This window comes from Collinsella sp. LCP21S3_C7, assembly GCF_052118485.1.
GTDB lineage: Bacteria > Actinomycetota > Coriobacteriia > Coriobacteriales > Coriobacteriaceae > Collinsella.
Genome location: NZ_JBQKHC010000033.1, coordinates 1 through 7,556, shown reverse-complemented (window position 1 = coordinate 7,556; position 7,556 = coordinate 1). Strand labels below are relative to the sequence as shown.

The window sequence follows — 7,556 nt, the reverse complement described above, 5'->3', positions numbered from 1 at the left end:
GTGTGGACGTGGTGCCAGCCGTGACAGTCGGCGCGGGTCCGGTCAGGGCAGGGCCGGTGGGGGTGCCGTCGATGACGAGGCGGGCATCAGCACCGACGGCCACGGCCGGGGAAAGCCCGTCATCGCCGCGCTCACCCCGCCGCCCCTCAGGCACACCCAGATCGAGCCGATACACACCAGCGCCAGCCTCCACCACAGAGACCGTGGCGGGCTCGCCATACGGGACCGTCGAGACACCCCCAGCAGTGAGCTTCGGCGCGGGTCCAGTAGCACCCGGCACGCCCGGCACATACCGCACCACCTGCCCCTGCTGCGGACAGTCAGCAGTCCAGCGGGAGATGACACGCACCTGCCCAGCCATCAGGGTTCCGCCCCCATGGACGACCGCCACGCCACGCACATGCCACCCAGCAGACACCACCTGAGCGACCTGCTCAGCGGACAGCACCCACGACACCCCCTCGGCGTGAGGCGACGGGGACACGTCGAGACCGGCCTCGAAACGCAGCACCGCGCCGGACGGGACGCCGGGCGCGACGATCGACGCCGGGTCACCCTCCACCAAACGCACCGTCAACGGCGCGACCGTGGGGCCGATATCCAGCCCTCGACACTCAGCCACCGCAGATCAGTCCTCGTCGGCGGCGTGGCGGGGACGCAGCTCCACATGAGAGTCGTCCCCGAACCGGCGCAGCAGCCACGCCACCAGCGCCGTCCCAGCAGCCTGCGCCAACGTCCACGACCACTGAGGCGCAGTCTGCCACACCTGCGACCACGACTCGGCCCCCAGCACAGCAGGGGCAGCCATCAGCACACCGAGGAGGACAGCGACCCCGAGACCCTGCCAGAGGGTTTGCCAGCCACGCCGGGCAGCGATCCAGGGACGATCCTCAGCAGGGATCGGGGGCACCGGCACCGGTGCCGTCGTCTGGTCAGTCATCATCTAGTCCTCTCGTACAGGGGACGGCTCCGTGTCGTCCACCGGATCAGGGTCGAGCCACAGGCTCGGGTCAATATGGTCACGGATGCGGTGCGGGACGCGGGGCATCCGGCCCCAGTCAGGGCGGCGGAGCATCCCGACCTGGTCGATGAACCAGGCGGCGGCGGACAGCTGTCCCAGCCGCTCGGACAGCTCGGATTGCAGCGCATGCACCTGCTGCTCGAGTCGCTCCACGCGTGAGATGAGGTCAGGCACCAGGTCGGTGGCTGAGGTGATCTCCGCCGACCGCTGCGTCGAGCGCTGACCGGCACGCGCCACAAGCCACGCCACCACCGGCGACACCATGATCGCCAGCACAGATAGGACAGTACCCACCATCATGCCTCCCGATCGGCGGGGATGCGGGCCGTGATCCACACCGCCCACAGCGCGATCAGATACAACCCGAGTTTCGTCGCCGGGTCGTTGCCGTCGTGGGCGATCCATGCGACGATCCATGCGCCGACCCGTTCGGAGGCTACCAGCGCCATCGCAGCCAGACCCCACACCGACGCCCGAACATGGCTTGATGTGGCGATCGCGACCACGCCGGCAGCGACCCACAGGGCGGCTCGTAGCCAGTCGGGCAGGTCGATCAGCTCGGCGCGGGCAGGGACGGCCGCGTAGAGCAGCGACACCCCGACCAGCACCCATAGGACGCCGAGCCCGAGCATCGCTGTCCGGCGAGACACGCGTCAGTCCTTGAGTGCGTCGCCGAGCCGGGACACGACCGCGTCGGCGACGGCCTGCGGGGTTCCGCCGGCCTTCACTGCGGCCTCGACGGCTGTACGCACCAGCGGGGTGAGTCCGGCGAGCACCGAGCGGGCGATCGCCTGCTCATCGACGACCACGCCCTGACGCTTGGCGAGCTCCCGCACCAGCCGCAGCGTCTCCTGGCTGTTGATGCTGGCCCAGATCTGGTTGTTGTTGCGTGAGCTGGCGACGAGCGGGTTGTCGGACCCCTTCTGGAGCGGCTGCCAGTCGTAGGCGCTCAGCGCCTCGGTCACGATCCGCTTGAGTTCGTCCTTGGTGTAGGGCATGTCATCCTCCTGGGTGGATGTTTGGGTGGTGTGGGTGTCGGTGCGCTGCTGGTACTGCTCCCACGACAGGAGCGGGGACGGTCGCCACGGGTCCGGGTCGCGGTCCTTGCCGACGAGCCCGTCGAGGCCACGCCGGTAGTGCGACACCTGCACCATCGCCGACGCAGCCAGCCCCTCTGTGTTGGTGGTCTGGTCGGGGGGCATGAGCACCAGATGGTGATGCTCCACCCATGAGCGGGACGGCATCCGATGCCATGCCGCGAACCCGACCTGCCGACACGCCCTCAGCACCGCCTTGCGCTGCGGTGGGGTGAGGTGGTGGCGGATCGACAGGTCGACCACGCCGTCTCCGGTGTGGGTCGAGCCCGAGTAGGGGCTGCGTGGCTGCCACGACCCCTGACCGGGGCGGATGATCCACCCGTCCCGCCAGCCACGGAACTCGGGCATCGCGGCACATAACTGCTCCGCCTCGATCAGTGCGTCCCGAGTGCGGGGCGACAGCAGGGAGCCGCGCCACGTGATCCGATCAGCCATCATCACACCTCGTAGGTCATCGTGAAAAACAGCGAGTCGCCCGACGCCCACCCACCAGGGTTGTTGTTGGAGATCCGCCCGGACGGGATCAGCGCAACCACACGGCCAGGGCCCACCGGCCTCACCGTCAGCGGATACTCAGACCCGCCACGCGCCAGCCACCCCACGCCAGTGACCATCATCCAGGCCCTGGCGTTGACCGGCATCGACCACACCCACGCCGCCGACCCGAGATTGGTGGTCGAGCCTCGCCCCATCGACACCGAGGCGTGCACCAGACGCCCCACCTGCATCCAGCGACCCTCCAGCGTGCCGTTTCCGATCGAGAGGTTGGTGCCGTCGCTCTGCGACCACGCCACGGCGTATGACGACCACGACGGAGACAGCGACGACAGCGCATTTTCGGTGCCCTGAGCCAGCAGGGCCATATCTGCCGGGACGTTGTTTGCGTCCGCCAACTCCGGCGTCCGGAGTCCATAGATCGGTGTGGTCGGCATCCCGTGCCTCCTTAGATCGTGGTGATGAGAGTGACCCGTCCAGCGTCGGGACGGTCAGATGGGCCCAGTAGTGCCATGTAGTCCGTGGTGCCCTGGTACGAGACAGCGATCCCGCGAGCAGCGCCGGACAGCAGCGCCGACACCTCAGCGCTGGTCAGCGCGATGTCGACGGTGCCGCCCTGTGCCACTGTCCCGGCGGCGCGAGGCTGAGTTGTCAGCGCGGGAGGTGACGATGGTCGCGTCGCAGCACCGTGCAGCGCCAGCCACACGGTCCGCGCCGCCGACATGCCCGCACCGGTCGCCCGATACAGACGCACCACACCAGACGAGCCAGTCCCGCCCCGTGCCAGGGTCGAGCCGTAAAAAAAGTAGCCGGTGTTGTCGGCCACCTGCCCCGAGGTGGAGTGCCCCTGATAGGCGCGGTGCCCGGCGGTGCCGTCGCTGCGCCACCTCCCAGACCTAGCCGTCGCAGCCTGCACCGCCCCAGCAGCCACAGTGGCCGGTGCGGGCGCCGGATCAGTCTGTGGCGGGGTCGGGTCAGACGGCGGCGTGGATGGCGGCGGCGGAGCGGACGGTGTGCCGATACGGCCCACCACCACACCACCAGCAGACCCCCACAGCAGCGCCACCCGATCACCCACCACCGGCACACCACCGACGTGCGGGACCGTCACAGGCCCCACCCCAGTCGAGACGGTCACCACACCAGACCCAGTGGATGACACAGTGCCCTCACTCGGCCGGGCGGTACGCAGACCCACCACATGCCACACCCCCTCGGAGCGCAGCAGCAGCACCCGGTCACCAACCGCCAGCGGTGTCGGCAGCCACACCAGCGGCGTCACCTCGGACCCCAGCACCGACACCAGCAGCACCGGGGAAGTTGCCTTCACCTCCCCCGCGACGGCAGGCGGACGAGCCGGGGTCAGAGCAGACGCGACAGCATCACCCAGAGGATCAGACATCGACCAGCACCCCCCACCCAGCGCTCGCCGTGACCGTCATCGATCCCCCAGTCAGCGGCAGCCTGATACCCGTCACCAGGGCATCCACCGTGCGGGTCGGCAGCCGTAGCCGCAGCGTGTCCAGCACATCAAGGGCCGGGTCTGGGGCGCACGTCACGGTCAGCACCTGACGACGCGCCGCCCTCGCCCGCTCACCCATCGTCCTCGCCGCCGACGCGCACTGAGCGTTCGTCCGCATTAGCGGGGAGTGCAGGAACTCGGGGACGCGTCCGAACCCGGAGGCATCCCATGCCAGCGGACCCGATGCCTCGAACTCGGCCCCACGTAGCGGCTGCCCAGACTCCGACTCCGATGTCACCACCCACCCGTTGCGGAGCCCGTCCCGGTCCATCACCGGCACCCACTCCACCACATCAGCAGCAGACGCCTCCCACACCTGACCAGACCCCACATCCGGGACACCCTGGAGCGCCCCGGCACGATCCACCCACGCCACCACACCCGCCAGACGCATCACCGACAGCAGCGCATCCATGCGGGACTCCGAGTACTCCACCGACGACGGCACCGTCTGCGACGCTGACCAGTCACCGACCGGCAGGATGTCGGCGACGAGCCGCTGCACCTCAGCGCGCACCGTTCCCCCACGCGGCCGCGTCGGGGTCGTGAACCGGTCATCGGCGACGATCCCCAGCAGGTCACCAGCGGAGACGCGCAGCATCTGAGCACCACGCACCCACCGGCCCGAGCGGTGTAGCCGCCACGGCGACCCGTCCGGCACGATGCGCTCCACGCGGAACTCGCCCAGCGGCGCATCACCGACGCCGGCGTACCCGGCACGCACCACCAGTCGATGCCCATGCACCGCCAGCGGCGCATCCGGTGCGCCCGTGAACAGCGACCCGTCCGGGTCAGCCACAGACAGTTCCAGCGACGACTGCACCTGCCCGCCCCGCACCTCCACCGACAGCGACCCGTCCACCACCTCCAGCGGCTCAGCAGTCAGCACCTGACCCCGCAGCGTCGGCCACACCTGACACGACAGCTCCACATCCCCCAGACGAGCCGCACCCCACCTCTCATCGACCGGCCACATAGCTACGCCTCCAGCAGACGGAGACGGTCCAGATACGTTGCCGCCGCAGCAGTCGAGTCCTGATACGTCGGATGCTCAGCCATATCGTCGGCATAGGTACGGGACGGCACCACCGGCAGGATCGCCGGCCCCCGCGACTCATACCCGTCCATCTGCCACGTCACCCGAGGCAGGTGCGGCACAGTCCGCTCCGACTCCACATCAGCCGCCGACACGTACAGCAGCCCCGTCGGATGATCCAGACACTCAGGGTCGCCCCGCAACACCACCGTCGGCCCGGCCAGCATGATCGCGTCCACCGCCTGCACCGTCGCCTCATCCTCAGCGACCAGACGCCACGACCGGACCCGCACCTGACGCTCACCGCCCTGCGTGATCGGCAAACCACCCATCGGACGCACCATCTCCATCGCCGACGACCACCGGCCACGCGACCCGCCCCGCAGCACACCAACCACCACAGACCCCATCGGGGACATCGGGTCAGACAGCCACGCCATCGAGTGCCCGGGCGACGGGGCCGACACCTGCACCGACGCCGACTCCACCACCTGACCCGACCCGGACAGGGCCTCCACCCGATACGACACTGGAGAGCCGACAGGCAAGTCATAGTCCACCACCCGAGCCGACGACCCGAGCAGCACGTGACGGCCACGCACCAGCACCTCTGCCGCGCGCCACACGCGCCACGCTCGCACCGACACCGCACCGGCAGGCACCTGAGTCACCAGCATGTCCACCCACGGCGGCGACTGCATCACCAGCGGAGCCAGTATCATCAGCGTCTCCTCACCGTCGATGCCGACCGACGGCCAGCCATCTCGATCCGCGCATCCACCAGCCGCTCCACACCCGAGGTCGGGTCCACCATGACGATCCGGGCACCAGCCAGACCGGCAGCAACCGCGTCCGCGACGCCGGATGTGTCGAGAACTGGGGTGGTGTGCGAGATGCCGCCACCGGCGTAGGTGCGCATCCCAATCAGGCTGGCCGTCTCCCGGAGGATCGACTGCGCTCGAGGGCGGCGCCAGTCGTTGGCGAGCGGAATGTACGCCTCGCCGCCCGTCTCCGGCTCGGCCCAGATGCGCCAGTCGCCCGCTCGCGCGATCTGCGGCAGGTGCCCGTTCGCCCGGTCGGTGTACAGCCCGCCAGAGGCGTTGATAGTTGCCCTGTTTCCGCCGCCGACCATCTCCCGGCCGTCCTTGGAGACATGGACTTTGATCGTGGCAGTGCGGGTCCGGGCTGCGTCCGCCAGGAGCCGGTTCGCGGTCGCGAGGTCGCCCCGCTCCACGGCGGCGAGAATGCTGGTGCGCACAGTGTCGGGCACGCCGTCAAGCTTGGTTTTCCACTGATTCAGGCGCGCATCGGCGGCCGACTTCTCCAACTGGACCGCGGTGCTGATGTTCTTCGGTGTCTTGAACAGCTGGTCAATGTAGGCGACTGCCGCGGCCTTGCTCCCGAGGTATTGGGTGGCGACCTTGATCATCTGGTCGCGGTACTGGCCGTGGATAGCGATGATCGACTCGATCGACTCACCCTGTTTGGTGCGTTCCTCGATGTCGCGCTGCGCATTGCTGACCATGTCCAGCATGACGCGGTTGTTCGCAATGCCAGCTTCGGTCGTCCGGTCGAACGCGCTCTTGGCCTGGGCGTGCCCGCCAGCGACCTTTTCGGCCCACTCCTTGGCGGCCTTGCTGCCGTCCAGCACGGACTGGTTGAAGCCGAGCTGTGCGTCGAGCATGGCGACGGCAGCGTTGTTGGCGGCGAACAGGCTGTTGACATACTCGTCATAGCTTCGGGTCGCGGCGTCGGTGGCGGCAGAGAGTTCCTTCTGCTGTTTCGTCAGCGCCTCGGATGTCGAGCCTGCGTCCTTGGCGGCGATCTGGGCGGACCGGACGGCGATGGGGATGTCGCCACCCATCCAGCGCACGAGGTCCTCGTTGGACAGGTTGAGCAGGTCGGTGTATCCCGTCGCCTCAGCCAGCGCCGACGCCTGCGCCCGCAGCCCCTCCGCATAGGTCGGGAACTGGCGGATGAGAGAATCGTTATCGACACCCTGCTTCTTGGCCGCCTCGGCCATGCGGGCGAACGCGGCGGCGGCCTTGTCGGCGTGGCCGGTGCCAACCATCTGGCCGAGCGCCTGATCTGCTCGCCGGAAGCCCTCTTCCAGTTCCTTGAGTGCGCCCAGATTGGCCGATGCGCCTGCAAAAAGGTTGGCCATCGGGTCAGAGCTGTTCCGCAGGTCATCCCACTTCCTCAGCTGCTCGAACGCCCCTTCGACGCTCAGTTCGATCTTCTGCCAACCCATGCTCGTCTGAGCCGCGAAGTCTTGGCGAGACATTGCGGCGGCGGCGGATTCAGTGGACAGGGCCAGCTGATCCATCAACGAAGCGGTTTGCTCAAGCGTCGGTTGGCCAACCCTGACCTTTTCAAACACCATGG

9 protein-coding genes are annotated in these 7,556 nt (G+C 68.6%); all 9 read right to left on the bottom strand.

Annotation, left to right across the window (positions count from 1 at the left end; genetic code table 11):
• A partial coding sequence (locus ACTQ1E_RS08620; RefSeq protein ID WP_441565854.1) for a hypothetical protein occupies positions 1 to 622 on the bottom strand: 622 nt, incomplete at its 3' end.
• Between the two features lie 321 nt (positions 623 to 943).
• Positions 944 to 1,318, bottom strand: coding sequence for a hypothetical protein (locus ACTQ1E_RS08615; protein ID WP_441186306.1), 375 nt, complete (start codon positions 1,316 to 1,318; stop codon positions 944 to 946).
• The gene (locus tag ACTQ1E_RS08610; protein ID WP_441042116.1) at positions 1,318 to 1,671 is read right to left on the bottom strand and encodes a hypothetical protein; all 354 of its coding nucleotides are present in this window, start codon (positions 1,669 to 1,671) and stop codon (positions 1,318 to 1,320) included. Before ACTQ1E_RS08610 ends, ACTQ1E_RS08615 begins: the two co-directional genes overlap by 1 nt.
• A 3-nt stretch (positions 1,672 to 1,674) precedes the next feature.
• Complete coding sequence (locus ACTQ1E_RS08605; protein ID WP_441565852.1) at positions 1,675 to 2,553, bottom strand: hypothetical protein; 879 nt, start codon at positions 2,551 to 2,553, stop codon at positions 1,675 to 1,677.
• A 2-nt stretch (positions 2,554 to 2,555) separates the two neighbouring features.
• Positions 2,556 to 3,050: a hypothetical protein gene (locus ACTQ1E_RS08600; protein ID WP_441042112.1), complete on the bottom strand. Its 495-nt coding sequence runs from the start codon at positions 3,048 to 3,050 to the stop codon at positions 2,556 to 2,558.
• Between the two features lie 11 nt (positions 3,051 to 3,061).
• Complete coding sequence (locus ACTQ1E_RS08595; protein ID WP_441396056.1) at positions 3,062 to 4,015, bottom strand: hypothetical protein; 954 nt, start codon at positions 4,013 to 4,015, stop codon at positions 3,062 to 3,064.
• On the bottom strand, positions 4,008 to 5,111 hold the full coding sequence (locus tag ACTQ1E_RS08590; protein WP_441042108.1) for a hypothetical protein: 1,104 nt from the start codon (positions 5,109 to 5,111) through the stop codon (positions 4,008 to 4,010). The genes ACTQ1E_RS08595 and ACTQ1E_RS08590 overlap by 8 nt, the downstream gene beginning before the upstream one ends.
• Positions 5,112 to 5,113: 2 nt before the next feature.
• Entirely contained in the window at positions 5,114 to 5,893 is a 780-nt protein-coding gene (locus ACTQ1E_RS08585) for a hypothetical protein (protein WP_441042106.1), read from the bottom strand.
• The coding region (locus ACTQ1E_RS08580) for a hypothetical protein (protein ID WP_441565850.1) at positions 5,893 to 7,556 on the bottom strand (1,664 nt) is incomplete at its 5' end. The genes ACTQ1E_RS08585 and ACTQ1E_RS08580, both read right to left, overlap by 1 nt.

Coding starts and splice junctions, on each gene's coding strand:
- ACTQ1E_RS08615 (WP_441186306.1), bottom strand. CDS start 1,318: ATGGTGGGTACTGTCCTATCTGTGCTGGCGATCATGGTGTCGCCGGTG.
- ACTQ1E_RS08605 (WP_441565852.1), bottom strand. CDS start 2,553: ATGGCTGATCGGATCACGTGGCGCGGCTCCCTGCTGTCGCCCCGCACT.
- ACTQ1E_RS08600 (WP_441042112.1), bottom strand. CDS start 3,050: ATGCCGACCACACCGATCTATGGACTCCGGACGCCGGAGTTGGCGGAC.
- ACTQ1E_RS08595 (WP_441396056.1), bottom strand. CDS start 4,015: ATGTCTGATCCTCTGGGTGATGCTGTCGCGTCTGCTCTGACCCCGGCT.
- ACTQ1E_RS08590 (WP_441042108.1), bottom strand. CDS start 5,111: ATGTGGCCGGTCGATGAGAGGTGGGGTGCGGCTCGTCTGGGGGATGTG.
- ACTQ1E_RS08585 (WP_441042106.1), bottom strand. CDS start 5,893: ATGATACTGGCTCCGCTGGTGATGCAGTCGCCGCCGTGGGTGGACATG.